The 17,898-nt window shown below is 66.1% G+C and carries 15 protein-coding genes; 11 read left to right on the plus strand and 4 right to left on the minus strand.

What is annotated here, in order from left to right; translation table 11 throughout:
* The first annotated feature begins 59 nt into the window (after nucleotides 1–59).
* Nucleotides 60–557 carry a pyridoxamine 5'-phosphate oxidase family protein gene (locus VFC51_04440; GenBank protein ID HZT06254.1) on the plus strand — a complete coding sequence of 166 codons (498 nt, stop codon included), beginning with the start codon at nucleotides 60–62 and terminating at the stop codon, nucleotides 555–557.
* Nucleotides 558–622: 65 nt separating this feature from the next.
* Nucleotides 623–1,756 carry a cupin domain-containing protein gene (locus VFC51_04445; GenBank protein HZT06255.1) on the plus strand — a complete coding sequence of 378 codons (1,134 nt, stop codon included), beginning with the start codon at nucleotides 623–625 and terminating at the stop codon, nucleotides 1,754–1,756.
* A gap of 319 nt (nucleotides 1,757–2,075) precedes the next feature.
* Here VFC51_04445 and VFC51_04450 read toward each other — a convergent pair whose 3' ends face one another.
* Entirely contained in the window at nucleotides 2,076–3,365 is a 1,290-nt protein-coding gene (locus VFC51_04450) for an aromatic ring-hydroxylating dioxygenase subunit alpha (protein ID HZT06256.1), read from the minus strand.
* Between the two features lie 267 nt (nucleotides 3,366–3,632).
* On the opposite strand from VFC51_04450, the gene VFC51_04455 reads away from it, so the two are divergent.
* The 4 genes from VFC51_04455 to dnaA all read left to right on the plus strand — a co-directional run bounded on the left by VFC51_04455 (nucleotide 3,633) and on the right by dnaA (nucleotide 8,748).
* Nucleotides 3,633–5,276: an ABC transporter substrate-binding protein gene (locus VFC51_04455; GenBank protein HZT06257.1), complete on the plus strand. Its 1,644-nt coding sequence runs from the start codon at nucleotides 3,633–3,635 to the stop codon at nucleotides 5,274–5,276.
* A 13-nt stretch (nucleotides 5,277–5,289) separates the two neighbouring features.
* Nucleotides 5,290–6,228, plus strand: coding sequence for an ABC transporter permease (locus tag VFC51_04460; GenBank protein HZT06258.1), 939 nt, complete (start codon nucleotides 5,290–5,292; stop codon nucleotides 6,226–6,228).
* Complete coding sequence (locus tag VFC51_04465) at nucleotides 6,225–7,199, plus strand: ABC transporter permease (GenBank protein ID HZT06259.1); 975 nt, start codon at nucleotides 6,225–6,227, stop codon at nucleotides 7,197–7,199. The genes VFC51_04460 and VFC51_04465 overlap by 4 nt, the downstream gene beginning before the upstream one ends.
* Nucleotides 7,200–7,380: 181 nt before the next feature.
* Nucleotides 7,381–8,748: a chromosomal replication initiator protein DnaA gene (dnaA, locus tag VFC51_04470; GenBank protein HZT06260.1), complete on the plus strand. Its 1,368-nt coding sequence runs from the start codon at nucleotides 7,381–7,383 to the stop codon at nucleotides 8,746–8,748.
* A 58-nt stretch (nucleotides 8,749–8,806) separates the two neighbouring features.
* Here the strand turns inward: dnaA and VFC51_04475 are convergent, their stop codons facing one another.
* Nucleotides 8,807–9,748: a DUF6612 family protein gene (locus VFC51_04475; protein ID HZT06261.1), complete on the minus strand. Its 942-nt coding sequence runs from the start codon at nucleotides 9,746–9,748 to the stop codon at nucleotides 8,807–8,809.
* A gap of 85 nt (nucleotides 9,749–9,833) precedes the next feature.
* Between VFC51_04475 and VFC51_04480 the strand changes: the two genes are divergently transcribed.
* The gene (locus VFC51_04480) at nucleotides 9,834–10,502 is read left to right on the plus strand and encodes an NUDIX domain-containing protein (protein ID HZT06262.1); all 669 of its coding nucleotides are present in this window, start codon (nucleotides 9,834–9,836) and stop codon (nucleotides 10,500–10,502) included.
* A gap of 61 nt (nucleotides 10,503–10,563) precedes the next feature.
* Entirely contained in the window at nucleotides 10,564–12,015 is a 1,452-nt protein-coding gene (locus tag VFC51_04485; GenBank protein HZT06263.1) for a UbiD family decarboxylase, read from the plus strand.
* 34 nt (nucleotides 12,016–12,049) lie between these two features.
* Here the strand turns inward: VFC51_04485 and VFC51_04490 are convergent, their stop codons facing one another.
* Together VFC51_04490 and VFC51_04495 are read right to left on the minus strand one after the other, a co-directional pair.
* Nucleotides 12,050–12,697 (minus strand): hypothetical protein, encoded by a 648-nt coding sequence (locus tag VFC51_04490; protein ID HZT06264.1) that lies wholly within the window; start codon nucleotides 12,695–12,697, stop codon nucleotides 12,050–12,052.
* 51 nt (nucleotides 12,698–12,748) lie between these two features.
* A complete protein-coding gene (locus tag VFC51_04495; GenBank protein HZT06265.1) occupies nucleotides 12,749–13,771 on the minus strand; it encodes a hypothetical protein in 1,023 nt (340 codons plus the stop codon).
* Between the two features lie 112 nt (nucleotides 13,772–13,883).
* On the opposite strand from VFC51_04495, the gene VFC51_04500 reads away from it, so the two are divergent.
* From VFC51_04500 to VFC51_04510, 3 genes are all read left to right on the plus strand, one after another.
* Entirely contained in the window at nucleotides 13,884–15,227 is a 1,344-nt protein-coding gene (locus VFC51_04500; GenBank protein HZT06266.1) for an aromatic ring-hydroxylating dioxygenase subunit alpha, read from the plus strand.
* Between the two features lie 53 nt (nucleotides 15,228–15,280).
* Nucleotides 15,281–17,026, plus strand: coding sequence for a peptide ABC transporter substrate-binding protein (locus VFC51_04505; protein HZT06267.1), 1,746 nt, complete (start codon nucleotides 15,281–15,283; stop codon nucleotides 17,024–17,026).
* A gap of 161 nt (nucleotides 17,027–17,187) precedes the next feature.
* On the plus strand, nucleotides 17,188–17,703 hold the full coding sequence (locus VFC51_04510; protein HZT06268.1) for a TadE family protein: 516 nt from the start codon (nucleotides 17,188–17,190) through the stop codon (nucleotides 17,701–17,703).
* Nucleotides 17,704–17,898: the final 195 nt, after the last annotated feature.

Genomic DNA, 17,898 nt, shown 5'->3' on the forward strand with positions numbered 1-17,898 from the left:
CGCGGTGGGAGAGGGCTGTGCCGACGCACCCGAACACAATCTCAACAACTGGAGCAACCATGTCGCAAGACCACCCAGCCGCTGACCGTCCACAGTTTCCAGAGGGCTACGGTGTCGACCGAACACATCGGGCCGACATGCTGAGCTGGGATGACGCGGGGGAGCGTCTCGCCGCTGCGCGGAACTACTGGGTGTGCACCGCCGACGCGGCCGGTCGTCCGCACGCCGCGCCCGTCTGGGGGCTGTGGTCGGACGGCGCGCTCTACTTCTCCACAGACCCGGCTTCGCGCAAGGGACGGAATCTGGCGGCGAGGCCGGAGGTCGTGGTCCACCTGGAGAGTGGGGATGACGTCGTCATCATCGAGGGGACGGCGGAGCGCGTGCGAGATGTGGCCCTCCTGGAAGGCCTCGTCGATCCGTACGAGCGCAAATACGGCGTCCGCGTGGACTTCACCGACGAGAGCTTCGCCGTCTACGTGGCGCGGCCGCGGCGGGCGTTTGCGTGGTTCGAGCGCACCTTTCCGACGACGGCGACGCGCTGGCGGTTCGACGCCTAACGCCCTTTCGCGCCGGCTGGCGCCTCGACGATACTAAAGCTGCCATTGGATGGAAGGAGAGATGCATGGCCGCTGCGCCGGATAAACCGCGACCAGACCTCTTGAGCCGCACGCCCGCGTACCAGAACGGCGGGTTCACCTACGACCGGTGGATGGAAGCCCAGGGGCTGCCCATTCACCGGGGCTACTACATCGGAGACCTGCGCACTGCGCCGCTCGGTCGCTGGGACGAGCGGGAGTGCGACGCCGCCTTCATTCAGCTCATGGGGCAGGAGGGCGTGAGCGAGGCGCGGATCAGCGAGATCCGCCCTGGGGCCACGCTGCCGCCGCTGAAGCTGGCGGTCGACGAGCTGATCTACGTCGTCGAGGGGCGCGGTCTCACCACCGTCTGGCCCTCCGAGGGGGCGGCGAAGACCACCTTCGAGTGGCAGACGCGGAGCATGTTCGTCGTACCGCACAACTTCACCCACCAGCTCTCCAACGCGCAGGGCGACCGCCCCGTGCGCCTGCTCCACTACAACTACCTTCCCGTCGCCATGTCGGCCGTCCAGGATCCGTCCATCTTCTTCAACAACCCGGTCGGGGTGGGAGAGTCCGTCGAGGACCAGCTCTACGCCGAGGCGCGCGGGATCACCGGAGAGATCCAGGGGATGCCGGCGCCGGGCTCGTTCTGGTACGGCAACTTCTTCCCGGACATGGGCGCCTGGGACAAGCTGGTGCCATTTCGGGGCCGGGGCGCGGGCGGCACAACGGTCTTCGTCGGGTTCCCCGGCTCAGAGCTGTCCTGCCACATGTCGGTGTTCCCCGCCCGAACCTACAAGCGCGCGCACCGACACGGACCCGGGCGCGTCATCGTGATCCCGCGCGGCGAGGGCTTCTCGATCCTGTGGGAAGAGGGGAAGGAGAAGATCGTGGTCCCGTGGCACGAGGCGAGCCTCTTCGTCCCGCCGAACCGCTGGTTCCACCAGCACTTCAACCTGGGCGGCGAGCCGGCGCGCTACCTCGCCTTTCATCCGCTGCGCCAGTTCTCGGGCCATGCCGAGAGCGTGCAGGATCGAGCCCGCGACCAGATCGACTACACGGCCGAGGAGCCGTGGGTTCGGGAGAAATTCGAGGCGGAGCTGGCGCAGCGGGGGCTCAGCACGGGGATGCCGCCGGAGGCGTACACGATTCCCAACTACGAGTGGGGGTACGACTGACGACCGCTCCTTCCCCCCTTGCGGGGGAAGGCGGGGATGGGGGGGTCCCCCTCACCCTCACCCTCTCCCCCGACCGCGGGGGAGAGGGGATTGACCGCTCCTTCGCCCCTTGCGGGGGAAGGCGGGGATGGGGGGTGTCCCCCTCACCCTCCCCCTCTCCCCCGACCGCGGGGGAGAGGGGATTGACCGCTCCTTCCCCCCTTGCGGGGGAAGAGTGTGGAACCCGGTAGGGCGGGGGTTTATCCCCCGCCGCGACGTCGAGCATTGCGTCGGGTCGGCTGGGGACAAGCCCCAGCCCTACCAGACTAGCCCTACCAGACTAGTGCACCGGCTCCAGGACGGCCTTCTCGCCCTGCAGCCGAATGGCCGCTTCCTTGAGCACCGGGCTGTACTTGCTCGCCTGCCCCGCGCGGCTGATCTGGTTGGGGTCGCCGCGGTTGAAGAGCACCTGCTCGGTGTGCAGCTCGTGACAGACGTTGGTGGCGGGGTCCCGGAAGATGTTCATCGGGTCCTCGCCCTTCTCCACCTTCAGGAGGTTCAGCTCGAGCAGCTTGCGGTACATCGCGACGCCCTTGTCCGACAGCCCCAGGTGCTCCTCGCGACGATCGGCAATGTCGCCCTGCGTGTACCACATCGCCATGTCCTGGCCGCTGTTGTTGTCCAGATACTGCCACTCCGGCTGGCCGTGCTCGTCGAGGCCGGGCACCGGGACGTCGTAGAGCGGGATCGTCTCCTGCGGGCGAATCTCGAGGCCCGGCCGCGGCGGATGGGCCGAGTACCACCAGTACAGCGTGTGGGTGTCGTCGATGGGGACACGGATCTGGAAGGCATTGCCGGTCCGCAGGATGTTTGGGAAGACGACGGGGTGCCCCACGGACCAGCCGTCGTCGTCCTCCGTCATCCCCTCGAGGAGCCGCCGCTTGATGATGCCGTACTCGAAAACGTCGAAGCCGATCTTGGTGTGCTTCCAGGGCGTCTTGCCCAGATTGGCGTCGTAGCGCTTGAGGTCCGGGCGGCCGAGGCGCTGCAGGACGTAATTCGAGAAGTACGTGTGCAGCCACTCCACGTGGACCGGGTCCAGGGAGTTCTCCATGATCTGGAGCCAGTTGCAGGGAATGATCGCCGTCCCGATGTCGCGCATCACGTTGTCCCACACGAAGAGGTCCCAGTTCGGGATCAACGGCGCCGGCTGCGGCCCCAGGTACGCGAAGATCATGCCCGCCTTTTCCTGCACGGGGTAGGCGGTGATGGTCACGCGGTCCCTGAACGTGCTGCCCGGGTCCTCGGTCTGCTCGTATGGCTGATCGAGGCAGCGACCCGTCGCGTCGAAGAGCCAGCCGTGATACGCGCAGCGGAGGCCGTCCTGCTCGGGGATGCCGAACACCATGCCAGCGCGGCGGTGGGGGCAGCGGTCGCCGACGAGACCGAGCTTCCCCTGGCGGTCGCGATAGAGCACGAGATCCTCGCCGAGCAGACGAACGGGACGGGTCCCGTGTTCCTTGAGCTGTGCGCTCGCGGCGATGGGGTGCCAGTAGCGCCGGAGCAGGGTGCCCATGGGCGTTCCGGGCCCTACTCGCGTCATGCGCTCATTCTCCTGCTCGGTCAGCATCGCTCTCCTCCCGTGGCCAGGATCAAGTGGCTGGCGAATCTGTTGATTTTCGCGTGAAACTCGGGCAGTTTGGGTTCCCATCGTATCACGAAGCGCGATTTCGTGCGATTCCCGTGGCGACGAGCGGCGGCCGGCGCCCGACGCCGGTTAAAAGAGCCGCAGCTTGACACTTCCGGCGGGCACGCGTATCACTCTGGTAACATGGGCCCGCTTCTTGGGCGCCTTTCCGTCGCCGCTCGCCAACCCTGATTCGCATGGTGGATAAGAATGCCGAAATTTCGCAGTCTGTATTGGCTCGCGAGCCTCTTGCTGCTGCTGGCGTCCTGCACGTCAGCCGCGTCGCCGACGCAGAACCCGGGCGGGGCCTCGCGTAAGGGCGGGGTGCTGCGGGTGGCGACGCTCGGCGGGGCGCCGAAGGTGCTGCATCCCTATCCCGAGCCCCAGTACAACACGACGCCGCTGGCGGACGCCCTCACCCTGATGGAATCCGGACTCATCGACCTGAACTACGACACCCTCGACTACTGGGTCAATCCGGACTATTGCCTTGCCAAGGACATGCCCGTCATCTCACCCGATGGACGCACCTTCACCTTTACCCTCCGCGACGACATCAAGTGGAGCGATGGTCAGCCCATCACGTCCGCGGACTTCCAGTTCGCGTGGGACAACGCAAGCAAGCCCGAAAACGACTTCGTCGGCCTCGACGACCTGGAGCGCATCGCGTCCTTTACGACGCCGGACCCGAAAACGATCGTCGTGACCCTGAAGGAACCCCTTGCACGGTTCCTCGCCATGGGGATCGCGGCCGGCATCGGGCCCGTTCCCAAGCACGTCTGGGAAGGGAAACCGTGGCTGGACCCCAACGGCAACCCGGAGATCTTGAAGCCGACGGTGGTTAGCGGCCCGTTCATACCCAAGGAGATCAGCGCCGAGCGCACCACCTTCGTGCGGAACCCCAACTACTGGGGCAAGGCGCCCCAGCTCGACGAAATCGACTTCATCGCCGCTTCGCCCCAGACGGCGCTGGAGCTGGCGAAGACCCAGCAGGCGGAGTGGGTCGAGCAATTCCCGCCCTCGCAGTTCACCGAGGCGAAGCAGATCAGCACCCTCAATGTTATCGACTGGTCTGGCGCCTCTGGGAGCTATCGAAGCATCGAGTTCAACCTGCGGCGTCCGCTGCTCGCCGACAAGCGCGTTCGGGAGGCGCTCGTCCGCGCCATCAATCGCGCGGACCTCATCCAGTTCGAGGACAATCTCGCGGTTCCCCAGTACGGCCTCTACACTGAGGGCAACACGAAGTGGGTGAACCACAACGTCGAGCACTACGACTACGACATGAACAAGGCGAAGAGCCTGCTGAAGGACGCGGGCTACACCCTCGACGGTACGGTGCTGAAGGACCGGAGCGGACAGCCGGTCAAGGTGGAGATCCTGTTCCCGACCACGAGCCAGCCGCGGCAGAAGATGGCCGCGTACCTGCAGCAGCAATGGAAGCAGCTCGGGATCGACGCCACGGTGACGGGACTCGAATTCAACACGTTCGTCGACCGCGCCCAGCGTCAGAAAGACTTCGACATCACGATGGGAAGCTGGACCGCCGGGCTGGACCCCGACGGGATCCGCAGCCAGATCAAGAGCGACGGGACGCAGAATGCCACGGGCTATTCGAATCCCCGCGTCGACCAGCTCATGGACCAGGGTGCCGTGGAGCAGGACGAGGGACGACGGAAGTCGATCTACGACGAGGTCCAGAAGACCGTCATGGACGACCTTCCCATGTTCCCGACCGTCACCCTGAAGAACTTCACCGCTTTCGACAAGAAGGTCCAGGGCGTATCGCCATCCAAGGGCGGCGACATCCTGACGGCGAACAACATGCAGGTCCTCTCGTGGTCGCTGGCGCAGTAGCTCTCACCTTCTGATGCACCAATTCCTCATCCGGCGGCTCATTCAGTCAGCGCTGCTGCTCTGGCTGCTGATGACGTTCACCTTCGCGCTGACGCGGCTCACGCCCGGCGGGCCGGAGGCCGCATTCCTCGAGAACCCCAAGATCACGCAGGAGGACATCGCGCGGATGCGCGCGCGGTTCGGCCTGGACGACCCGATGCCCCTTGCGTACGCGAAGTGGCTCACGAGCGCCGTGACCCTGGACTTCGGGCGCTCGTACTTCTACCTGCGTCCGCCTCTGGACGTGATGAAGGATCGAGTGTGGCCGACGGTTCAGCTCGGGCTCCTCGCCTATTGCTTCGCGGTGCTCGGCATCCCCCTTGGGATCGTGGCGGCGTTTCACCGAGGGCGCCCACCAGACGTCATCATTCGGATCTTCACCGTCCTGTGGGACGCCGTGCCCACCTGGTGGATGGCGCTGGTCATCATCGTCGTCCTGAGCGCGACCATCGGCTGGTTTCCCCAGGGCCAGGGGCGAGACGGTCCCGTCGACTGGTTCACCCACATCATCTTTCCGTCCATGATTCTGGGAATGGGTGGGATGGTGGCCTTCACCCGGTACGTGCGCAGCCAGGTGCTGGAGGTCCTGGGGCAGGACTACGTGCGCGTCGCGCGCGCGAAGGGACTGCCCGAATACATCGTCACCGGGCGCCACATCCTGCGCAACTCGCTGCTCCCGGTCGTCACGCTGCTGGGCGGATTTCTCCCCTCGCTGCTCTCGGGCGCCGCCATCACCGAGGGGATCTTCAACTGGCCGGGGATGGGCCGCCTCTATCTGGAGGCGGCCTCCACGCGCGATTACCCGCTCCTGCTGTGCATCATCACGGTCCTGACGCTGGCGACCCTGATCGGCATGCTCTGTGCCGACCTGCTGTATGGATTCGTCGACCCGCGCATTCGGTACACGCGATGACGCAGGTCACGGGCCAGCCGCAGTTCTCGCGCACGACCGGCCGCGATGGCGCGCGCGACCGCGAGGCACGCCCGCCGAAGGACGCCCAGGTCGAGGAGATCGTTCCGTCCAAGGGGCTGTATCGGCGCGCATGGGAGAAGTTCCGGCATGACCCGGTCAGCGTGGCGGCGGCCTGCGGTCTCAGCCTCATCGTCCTCATCACCCTGCTCGGGCCGGTGTTCGCGGACCAGGTCCTTCACACCACACCGGAGACCATCATGCGCCTGCCGGACCAGCGGGTCGCCATCTTGCAGCCGCCGGATTCGCGGTTCCTGCTCGGGACCGACGACCTCGGCCGTGACGTCCTCACGCGACTGCTGTACGCCGGTCGTGTTTCCCTCTCCATCGGCTTCATGGTCGCGTTCATCTCCATCGTCGTCGGCACGGCCGCTGGGCTGGCTGCGGGCTATTGGGGCGGATGGGTCGACGACGTCATCAACGCCGTCATTCAGTTCGTCTTCAACATCCCCGGGCTCTTTGTCCTCATCATTCTCTCCGTCATGTTCCGCCCCGGCGTCGTGGCGCTGGCCATCATCTTCGGCTTCTTCTTCTGGCCTGGCACGGCGCGGCAGGTGCGCGGGGTCGCGCAGTCGGTCCGAAACCTCGACTACGTGGTTGCCGCGCAGTCACTGGGGGCCAGCAGCGTGCGGGTGATGGTCCGCCACATCCTGCCGAACGTGGCCAACATCATCATGGTAGTGGCCGGGTTCGACGTCGCCGGCGCGATTCTGGGCGAGTCGGCTCTCAGCTACCTTGGGTTTGGGGTCCAAGTTCCCCTCTCGAGCTGGGGCAACATGCTGAGCGGGTCCATCGATATGTTCCACAAGGCCCCGTGGCTCGTCTATCCGCCCGGCGCCATGATCTTCGTCACCGTCCTCTGCGTGGTGCTGCTTGCCGACGGGCTGCGGGATGCCCTCGACCCTCGGGTATAGCGCGGACTACGCGAAACAACCCAACCAAAACCGTCATGCCAGCTAGACATCAAGGGGCCCGGTATTCGTCCGGCGCGCTCGGTGGCGTTTGTTAACATGCTGATCACGATCCCGATCCCCGAGCTTTCCACTATTCGTACCCTGGGTTTCGTGACTTCACCATCCAGGACGGGCGATGGCCATCGACACCCATCGGATCTGGCAGAGCGCGCTCGGCGAGCTGCAGATCCAGATGCGCCCCGAAGACTTCCGGACCTGGTTCCGCGATACGGACTTGCTCTCCTTCGACGGCTCGAAGTGCGTCGTGGGAGTCGAGAACCCGTTCAACCTCGAGTGGCTATCCACGAAATGCAACGGGCTCGTGAGCCGGACGCTGCAGACGCTCATCGGCCAGCCAGTCGGCGTAGAGTTCGTGATCGGCCGCGGTGAGGACAAGGCGACCGCCGAGCCGCTGCAGCTCTCCCCCCCACCGCGCCGCGCGAGCCTGCGCGCGCGCCGCTCGCGAGCACGGGACGATTTGCAGGCAGCCATCTCGCCACGGTACGTGTTTGAGACCTTCGTCGTGGGCACGAACAACCGCCTGGCCCACGCGGCGTGCATTGCCGTGGCGGAGCGACCGGGCCAGGTCCACAATCCGCTCTTCATTTACGGCGGCGTCGGCCTGGGGAAGACACACCTGCTGCACGCGATCGGCCACGCGGCGATCGACCGCGGGCTGCAGGTGGTGTACGTGTCGTCGGAGACGTTCACGAACCAGTTCATCGAATCCATCAGTCGGGGCCGAATGGAGGAGTTTCGGTCCAAGTATCGCCAGCCCCACATCCTCCTCATCGACGACATCCAGTTCATCGCCGGGAAAGAGGGCACGCAGGAAGAGTTCTTCCACACCTTCAACGCCGTGTACGAGGCGAGTGGTCAGATCGTGATCACCAGCGACCGGCACCCGAAAGCGATTACGACGCTGGAGGACCGCCTTCGCTCGCGCTTCGTGTGGGGACTGATGGCGGACATCCAGCAGCCCGATCTGGAGACTCGGATCGCCATCCTCCGCGCGAAGACCGCCGAGACGGGGCGGTCCGGCAGGCCCGTGGCCCCGCCCGAGGTGCTGGACTTCATCGCCGCCAAGGTGCCGAGCAACATCCGCGAGCTGGAGGGAGCCCTCAATCGCGTCCTAGCCTATGCGGAACTGGCGTCGACGCCCGTTACGCTGGAACTCGCCGCGGCGGCGCTGGAAGACGTCATCGCACCCGCCGGGAAGCGCGCCATCGCGCCTGCCGCGGTGATTGATGCCGTCTGCTCCGCGATGGGCGTGGCGCGGAGCGACGTGGAAGGGAAACAACGCGATCGACGCGTCCTCCTGCCCCGCCAGATCGCCATGTACCTGTTGCGGGAGGCGACCGAGCTCTCCCTGTCGGAGATCGGCGCGCTGTTCGGCGGGCGGGACCACTCGACCGTGCTCCACAGCTGCGAAAAGATCGCCAACGGCCTGCAGCACAACGGCCACCTGCGGAACACGGTGCGCGCGATTCAGGAAGCGCTCGGCCATTAATCGTTGCGCCGACGAGCGCGCGCTCTGGTATTCGTCCGAGTCGCGCTCGGCCGCAGCCCTACAGGGTCGGCGGCTCCACCCGTATCGCGGGATTGTTGAAGTCCGTGACGGTGAAGTTGAGATGGATGGTCATCGAACCGGCGGAACCTGCAGACATCTCCGTGTCCGGCATGACCATCGTCATCGTCATTTCCATGGAATCCACATACTGCGTGGCCTTATTGACGCTCAAATTGAGATGCACGGTCATGCTGCTGAGATCGAACATGTCCATGCCCGTCATGTCTGTGCCCATCATGGACGCGGCGGACGAACCCTCGGCAATCGCCTGCGCCATGTCGACGTCAGTCGAAACCCGATAGGAGGCGCCCTCATCAGATACCGTCGGGTTGATCAAGAAGCGTGAGAGGTCCGTGTTGCCGGGGCGCGCCATCATTGTCGGGTTGACCGGCGCGCTCAAGTCAGAAGAGCTCATGGTTTCCCATGATCCATCGCCGGAGCGCGTCCAGAGCTGGGACCCCACCATGAGAATCTCGCCCGAGAATCCGAGCGCGCCCGAGCTGATGGTCATGTGCATGCGATCCGGAGCGACGAACTCGGCGGTGATGGGCATGTTCATCGAAAAGGACATGTCCGTTGCGTCCATCTGGAAATCCATGGCCCCGCGCATTCGCATGCTGGTCACGCCGTTCATCGCGGCATTGCTCGCGTCGAGGAGCGCGCGCGCGTCGGGGAGCGCTGCGGTCGTTGGCGCCGAAATAGCCGTTGGCGTCGCGGCGGTCACCGCGGTGGGCGTCGCCGTGGCGGGCACGCTCGTTCCGCGCGGAGTCGCCGTGGCGGCGCCCGAGGTGGACGGCTTCGTCGTGGGCACGGCGGCGGGCGTGGCAACGCTGGTCGCCGTCCGCTGAGACTGGGCGAACGCCGCGGGCGCGCCCGCAGCCTGAATGCCGACCGCGGCTATGAGGAGGATCGCGAGCACGCAGGATCGGAGCTCGGACATCAGGCTCTCCACATGTGCGATTTCGGGCAACGGCTGGGGAAGTATAGCGATCTCACGACGCAAAAACCCGCGAGGTTGGAGACGGATGGACCACGACGAGCTATTCGACCTCTGCGATCGAGATGGGCGGCGATTGGGGCAGACCAAGGTCCGACGCGACGTCCACCGCGACGGCGATTGGCATCGGTCCTTTCACTGCTGGGTGGTTGCAACCGGACCCCCGGTTCCGGGGATCGTTCTCCAGCGCCGCGCCGCGAACAAGGAGACCTGGCCGAGCCTGTGGGACGTCAGTGTCGCTGGGCACTACAGCGCGGGGGAGGGGATCGAGGGGGGCCTGCGCGAGGTCCGCGAGGAGCTCGGCCTGGACGCCGCTGCGAGTGACCTGATCCACGTCGGCTGGCGGCGCGAGGAGGTGGCATTCGACAACGGAATCATCGAACGGGAGGTGCAGGACGTTTACGTTTTGCTGCGGTCTCTCTCGCTCACTGATGTGCGCCCGACAGCGCCGTGGGAGGTGAGTGGCGTCGCGATCGTCCCCGCCCCGACGCTTCGCATGCTGGCGCGCTCGGGCAGCGCAAGCGCCGTGGTGCCCGGTGGGCCGCTGGGCCCCGACGGAATCGTCCGGGTGGGCACGATGGAAATCCGCCACGATACGCTGGTGCCGAGGGCCGGCAACTATTACGGCAAGGCCACCCGGCTTTGCGAGGCGCTGGCTTCCGGCGCTGCGACCGTTCGACGACGCCGCTGGTGGTAGCCCTCGTGTCGGCGGACGAGAGTCGCTATGATTGGCCAGCGAATCCTTCAAGGAGTGCGGCATGCCAGGGATGATCTTCGACGACCTCCAGACATACATCGACGCGGCGATGGAAGTGGACGAGTGGCGCGTCATCGAAGACGCAGACTGGAATGAGGAGATCGGAGCGCTAACGGAAGCGGTGGCCGAGCTGATTCCTGAGCCGCCGCTCCTCCTTTTCGATCGGATCAAGGGGTACCCGCCCGGCTATCGGGTCGTGAGCCTGCCGATGGCGTCCGCGAAGCGCGCCGCCCTCGCCATGGGCCTCGACATCGACGGCAAGGGCATCGGGCAGCTCCGCGAGATGGCCGCCGAGAAAATGAAGAACGTGAAGCCGATTCCGCCAGTCTTCGTTCCCACCGGGCCCGTGATGGAGAACATCCTCACTGGCGACGCGGTCGACATCTTTAAATTCCCGGTGCCGCGCTACCACGCGTCCGACGGCGGGCGCTACATCGGTACGGGCGACACCGTGATCAACAAGGATCCGGACAGCGAGTTCGTCAATGCTGGCACCTATCGCATCGAGGCTCACGAGAAGGACCTCCTCGGCCTCTGGATGAGCCCTGGACAGCACGGGCGCCAGATCTGCCAGCGGTACTGGGATCGTGGCGAGGCCTGCCCCATCGTCGCTATCTTCGGTGGCGACCTGCTGACTTTCATGGTCTCTTCGCGTCCGCTCCCCTGGGGGCGGTCCGAGCTGGACCACGTGGGCGGGCTGCGCGGGCGCCCACTGGAGGTTGTGAAGGGCCCGATCACCGGCCTTCCCATCCCCGCCCACGCGGAGATCGCGATCGAGGGAGAGGTGCCGCCCCCCTCGGTCGAGTCTCGCAACGAGGGTCCCTTCGGCGAATGGCCCGGCTACTACTCCGGCGGCTCGCTCGGAACCGGTGAGCCCCAGCCCGTGATTCGCATCAAGGCGATCTATCACCGAACGCACCCGGTCATCAACAACTCCGCGCCACTGTGGCCGGGCGCCCAGAAGTTCGGCCTGAACTACGGTCGAGCGAAGGACCGCTTGGAGGCCGCGGGCATTCAGGACGTGGTGGCCGTCGGCAGCCCCATGCCCTACATCGACGTCGTTTCCATCAAGCAGCGCTACGCCGGTCATGCCAAACAGGCTGCCCTCGCGATGACGTCGGGGATGCGCAACGGTCGGTGGGTCGTCGTCGTCGACGAGGACATCGATCCACACAACCTGAAGGAGGTGCTGTGGGCCATGACGACGCGATGCGACCCGGTCCGGGACATCGAGATCGTCGACGGGTGCTGGAGCACGCCGTTAGATCCGCTCGTCTCTTCCAATCCGGAGAAGCGTGCCTCTGGCGACCACACCAACAGCATCGCGATCTACTATGCGACGCGGCCGTTCCACCTGCGCGACGCGTTCCCGAAGGTGAGCCGAAGCCCGCGCGAGCTACGCGAGCAGGTCGTGGAGAAATACCGGTCGATCCTGCCGTTCCCTGCGTTGTAGCGTCGCGGGCGCCGGAGGTCCTGGCGGCGAGCGGCTACCAGCGCACGCCTTCGAACACCATCGCGTCGAGCGCGTCGAAGTAGCGCTTGCGGAGGGTCAGGCCGATGACTACGCCCCGCCGCACCAGGCGCTGGGCCTCCGCGGTCGTGGCGTACCGCACGAGCAGCGCCGCGGGCGCTGAGCCGTGCTCGTCCTCGTCCTCGACGATGTGACGATACGGCTGCTTGATCCACTCGGGTACCGCGTCGCTCTCGATTGCCCGCTTGATGAGGTGCGTGGCGACTGCCTCACCGGCGAGCTGGAAGGCGGCGAGGCGCTCGACCGTGGTCTCCAGGTTCCGCATCGTGTGGAACAAGGCGACCTGCTCAGGCGGCGGCCCGTACGTGAAGGGGTTGGTCCCCTTCGCTTTGATCCGGTCGATGAGCAGCCGAGCATGGCCAAGCTCCTCGTGGCACGCCTCGCCGAGCAGGTACTTCACGTCGAGCTCCGGTGTCGTGCCCAGCCATGCTCCGAACACCTCCGCGGCGCGAAGCTCGTTGAAGAGGCGACTCTGCATGACCAGCACGCGCTGCTCGTCGCCTGTAAGAGGCACGTAGCTGTAGCTGGGCAGCTTGGCGTCCAGCTCGTTGCAGAAGGCGCGAACCACGGCGAGCTGACCCGCCACGAACGTGCGTGCGTCCATCTCAGCGTCCCCTGCGCTCATCCGACGCAGCGTGTCCCCGCGCCGCGCGCGTCACGGATTGAAAATGGCGACACATTTCTCCGAATTGAAGATGTAGCACTCGGCAAACGCCAGCACATCGGCACTTCGCCCCTCCATCGCCCCCGCGAGGCAGACCCAGTTGAGAATTTCATGCTGGCCGGCATCGCGGATCTCCTCGGGAGTGAGGTCGCGCCACTTCCAGAACCGGCCGGACGTGAGCTCGTCGAGGCGGCGGTGGTCGGCCTCGACGTCCGGCCAGAGGAAGTGATTCTTGCCGGTTAGCGAGGCGTGGGACCAACTCGACGTGCCGATGATCACCGCCCGCCACGGGCTGTCCTGGATGATGCGCCCCACCGCCTTGCCGAGATCGTAGCACCGCCAGGCCATCGGCGCCGGTGGCGGCGGCTCCTTCTTGTCCTCGATGAGCCGTCCGCGCACTGGCTCCGCCCCGTATCCCGGGATGCGCATATCGGCTCCATAACAGTTGATCGAGATGGGCACGAGCGGGTGAGGGAACCCACGCTTGTCCATATCGAGGTACTGCACCGTCGTCGTGAACGCGTGTCCATAGTCCTGGCGATTGCTCAGCTTCCACGAGCAGGCGACGTCGAACCCCTGGCGGATCAGCTCGCGGGTGATGTGATTCCCCGCATCCCGGTGGCCCAGCAGGGTGATCGGCGCGCCTCCCCGCGCCCCCCCGCACTCAACGCGATCGATGGCAAAGACCGCGAATGGAGGGAGCACGTCCTCGCGAAACACCTCGTACTGATCGTCCCCGAACATGACGACGAAATCGGGGCGGAAAGCGTCGATCGCCTCTCGCGCCTTCCGGTACGCGGGCTGGAGCTTGGCCTGATACGCCCGGGCGAATGCCATCCCCTCGTCATCCGCCCACTCTTCGCGCATCTTGGCGGGCCAATTCGCCGGATCCTTCATGTGAGCGGGCGTGAGCTCGCTCTTGAGATTCAGCTTCAGATAGATGTCGGTGAGCACTTCCGGGGGCCCGACGATCCCCGGCCCATGGCTGCATCCAATCCCGAGAATCTCGCCCATGGCGCTAACTCCTTCCTGCCGATTGCCGGCATTCTACGCATGATGCGCGGCATCGACGCAAGGTATGATGGCGGCGAACTGAGGCGTGAGCTTTGCATCGGAAGGACGAGTCATGCTGACGAAGGAACAGAACAAGCGATTCACCGAGGTGGGCCGCGGCACGCCGATGGGCGAGCTGCTTCGCCGCTACTGGCTGCCATTCGCCACGGTCAAGCAGCTCCACGATCACCCCACGCGCGCCGTCACGCTGCTGGGGGAGCACCTGGTCGCCTTTCGCGATCGAAGCGGTCGCTACGGATTGATCCAGGAATTCTGCCCGCACCGGAACGTGAACCTCCTGTGGGGAATTCCCGAGGCGGAGGGGCTGCGCTGTCCCTATCATGGGTGGCTCTTCGACAACGAGGGTCGCTGCCTCGAGCAGCCGGCCGAATCGCCGGACAGCACCTTCAAGGACCGGATCGAGGTCCAGACCTATCCCGTCGAGGAGCTGGGCGGAATGCTCTGGGCCTGGCTGGGACCGGAGCCGCGCCCGCTGGTTCCCCGATGGGAGTCGTTCGTGCAGGATGGCGTGCGGGACATCGGCTGGGCGGTGCTGCCCTGCAACTGGCTCCAGATCATGGAGAACAGTCTCGACCCCGTGCATACGGAGTGGCTCCACCGATACTTCACGAACTACGTGTTGGAACGCCTGAACGCGGAAGATCCTACAGCGCGATCGTTCTGGCGGTCGCACGCCGACGTGCGGCGCCATAAGAAGATCGGGTTCGACATCTTCGAGCACGGCATCGTGAAGCGCCGCGTGCTGGAGGGAACGGACGAAAATGACGCGCTGTGGCGAATCGGCCACTGCGTCGTTTTCCCCTTCATGCTCCAGCAACAGCAGATCCGTATTCCGATGGACGATACCCACACGTTGTATTGGTGGTACAACGTGCACCGCCGCGAGCCCGGCGATCCGGACCAGCGGCCCGAGGAGATCCCGCTGTACCAGGTGCCCCTGCCTGGCGTCGACGCTGAGGGCCTGCCGGTCTGGGAGCTGGCGGACAACAACAGCGGCCAGGACAACTTCGCCTGGGCCAGCCAGGGGGCCATCACGCCGCGCTGGACCGAGCATCTCGGCGAGTCCGATAAGGGGATCATCCTCTACCGTCGCCTCCTGCGCGAACAAATGAAGCTGGTCGCGGATGGGAAGGACCCCATGAACACGTTCCGCGACCCGGCGACGAACGTCTCCATCCACGTGCCCACCGAGACCGATGACCCCACCTTCGTCGGACTGACTGGCGCGCGGAACGGAAAGCTCATTGCTCAGGGCGCGATCAGCACAGGGTCGGCCGGGAAGTACAGCCCCATCAATCAAGAGCGGGCGCGACGCAAAGGGTTCGCCGTGCCCGAAGGTACCCGGGACGCCGCGAGCCGGGTCGTCTCCTTCGGGCAGATCCACCCACGCGATTGAAGCAGTCCGATCCGCCCGCGGGGGAATCGCGCCGCGCGCAGCGGCGGTTCGGTTTGGCGGGCCGCCGAGGAGAGCGGAGGGCCACGACGAGCGTCGCGCTCATCAGCGCGGTCCTGATGGTGTCCGCGTGCGCCAGCGTCCCGCAACGTCCATCGGTGGTCGGTTCCGATGGCGCTGCGGCTGGGCCTGCGCCGGGCCGGGCGCATACCGTGGTCTTTCTGACCCACGTCGAGCCGAACACGCTGTCACAGCATCGCGCGTTCACCGGCACGGGTGCGACCGCGGCCGACGCCATCAGCCTGTTCAACGCGGCCCTCTTCCTCGACGATTCGGCGGGCGTGGCCCATCCGGCCCTCGCCGCCCGGGCCCCCACGCTCGGCGACGACTCGTGGGTCGTCAACGCCGACGGGACGATGGACACGACCTACGCGCTGCGCCCCGGCCTGGTCTGGCACGACGGCGCGTCATTCACCGCGCGGGACATGGTTCTCTCTTGGCAGGTCGCCCGCAATCCGGATTTCGGGGTGGCGAATCTCCTCCCCACGAAGCTGATGCGCGAGGTCGAGGCGCTCGACGACCAGACGGTCCGCGTTCATTGGAGCGAAACGTACCCCCAGGCGGACGCCCTCAAAGGGCGTGACTGGGCCCCGCTGCCGGACCACCTGCTCGGGCAGGCGTTCGCGAGCCAGTCCAGCCAGGCGTTCGCCGCCAATGCATACTGGACGCAAGCCTACGTGGGGCTGGGGCCATTTCGCCTCGATCGGTGGGATCCGGGCTCGGCCCTCGACGGAAGCGCCTTCGACGGCTACGCTCTCGGGCGGCCCAAGATCCAGCGGATCCAGGTTCGGTTCGCGCCGGATCCCAACACGGCGCTCGCCAGTCTCCTGAGCGGCGACGCGGACATGGCAATCGACTTCGCTCTCGGCTTCGATCAGGGGGAGCTGCTGCGCAAGCGTTGGGCGGCAACCAGCGGCGGCCGGATCTTGCTCGATCCGGCCAAGCTCCGCTATCTGCAGATCCAGCTGCGGCCGGCCTACGCCAACCCACCGCAGCTCCTCGACCTGCGCGTGCGACAAGCGCTCACGCACGCCCTTGACCGGCAGTCCCTCATCGACGCGCTCCTGGATGGCCAGGGCCAGCCCGCGGAAGCCATGGCCCCGCCGCTGACAGACTACGCCGCGGAAGTCGATCGGGCGATCACCAGGTACCCGTACGACGTCTCCCGCGCGGATCAATTGCTCCGTGACGCCGGACTCATACGGGCGAGCACAGGGCCGTACGTGACGGCGACCGGGGCCACCTTTGCCCTCGAGCTGCAGGCGGCAGCGGGCGGCCAAGAGCAGCAGGAGCACGCGATCGTTTCCGACTCCTGGCGGCGCGCCGGCATCGACGTCCAGTCACACATGCTTTCCACAACCGAAGAGGCCGATCGCCAGGCGCGGTCAACATTCCCGGCCGTCGGCAGTGCCAATACAGGGCTTGAGGAACAGACGCTGTTCCTCAAGCTCTTTGGGCCCAACATCGCGACGGCGGACCGACAATGGGCAGGGAGCAATCGCGGCGGTTGGTCGAACCCGGTGTACGATCGGTTCTACGAGCGGATGACCAGCAGCCTCGACCGGTCGGAGCGCGTCGACGCGATCGTCCAGGCGGCACGGATCGTGAGCGAGGAAGTGCCGGTGATCCCCATGTACAACAACTTCGTGGTGGAAGCGCATACTGCGGCGCTCCACGGTCCCCAGGCGTACGCACCGGGTGGATCCGCCACGTGGGACGTTCAGAACTGGGAGTACCGCTGAGCGCGCTCCCTCACCCCCGGAGGTAGGCGCCGCCCCCTCCCCTCGTCGCCGCAGCGAACCACCCCGCCGCGCGGCCCACACCTGCCTGCGACCTACCTACGATCATCACGGGCGCGCTGGGCGTAGCGCCGTGTTTCACCATCCGATTCGGGGGAATTCGCGTGAGGATCGCGGCCGGACGGGCGCATCGCATCGACGGGCGGAGTCTCTTCGTCACGCGGCCACTGCAGTCGCTGGTTGAAACGATCATCATTCTCCCCGTGATCGCGGTGGTGCTCATCGGCACGATGGAGGCTGGACGCCTGCTCTACGCCGCGATCGCCGTCCAGGAGGCGGCCCAGGCGGGCGCCCTCGCTGCTGCACAGGTTGCCATGTCCGGCGAGGGCTGCGCCGGCTGTCGGATGCGCGAGGTGTGCGACACGATTGTCAGATCGGCGATCATGCCGAACGGCAAGCGGCTCGCCATCGATCGCGACCGCGACATCTGGTTCACGACACAGTCGCCCGGCATTCGGAAGAGCGCCACGTGCGCCACTCCTGTCACGCTCGACAGCTGGACCCCGGGCGCCCCCCTCACCATCACGGTTACGCATCGCTATGCGTTCATCACCCCGTTGCCGACTCGCCTGAAGACCGTCGACCTGCGGGCGACCATGACGGGTGGCAAGGCGTGGTAGATTTCTGGGCGCGCAACGCTCCCGCTCGGGGTGTATAGGATCTGTCGGTCCCCGCACAAGGCCCGATTGACCCTCACGGCGCGTGGCAGTATTTTGAGAACACGGAGCAGGAATGATCGACCCCTGGTTCGCGCGCCCGGCCGATCCGCGAAACGGGCGGGCCTGCGCAATCCTCCTAACCCTCGCTTGTCTCGC

Source organism: Chloroflexota bacterium (assembly GCA_035652535.1).
Lineage (GTDB): Bacteria > Chloroflexota > UBA6077 > UBA6077 > SHYK01 > DASRDP01.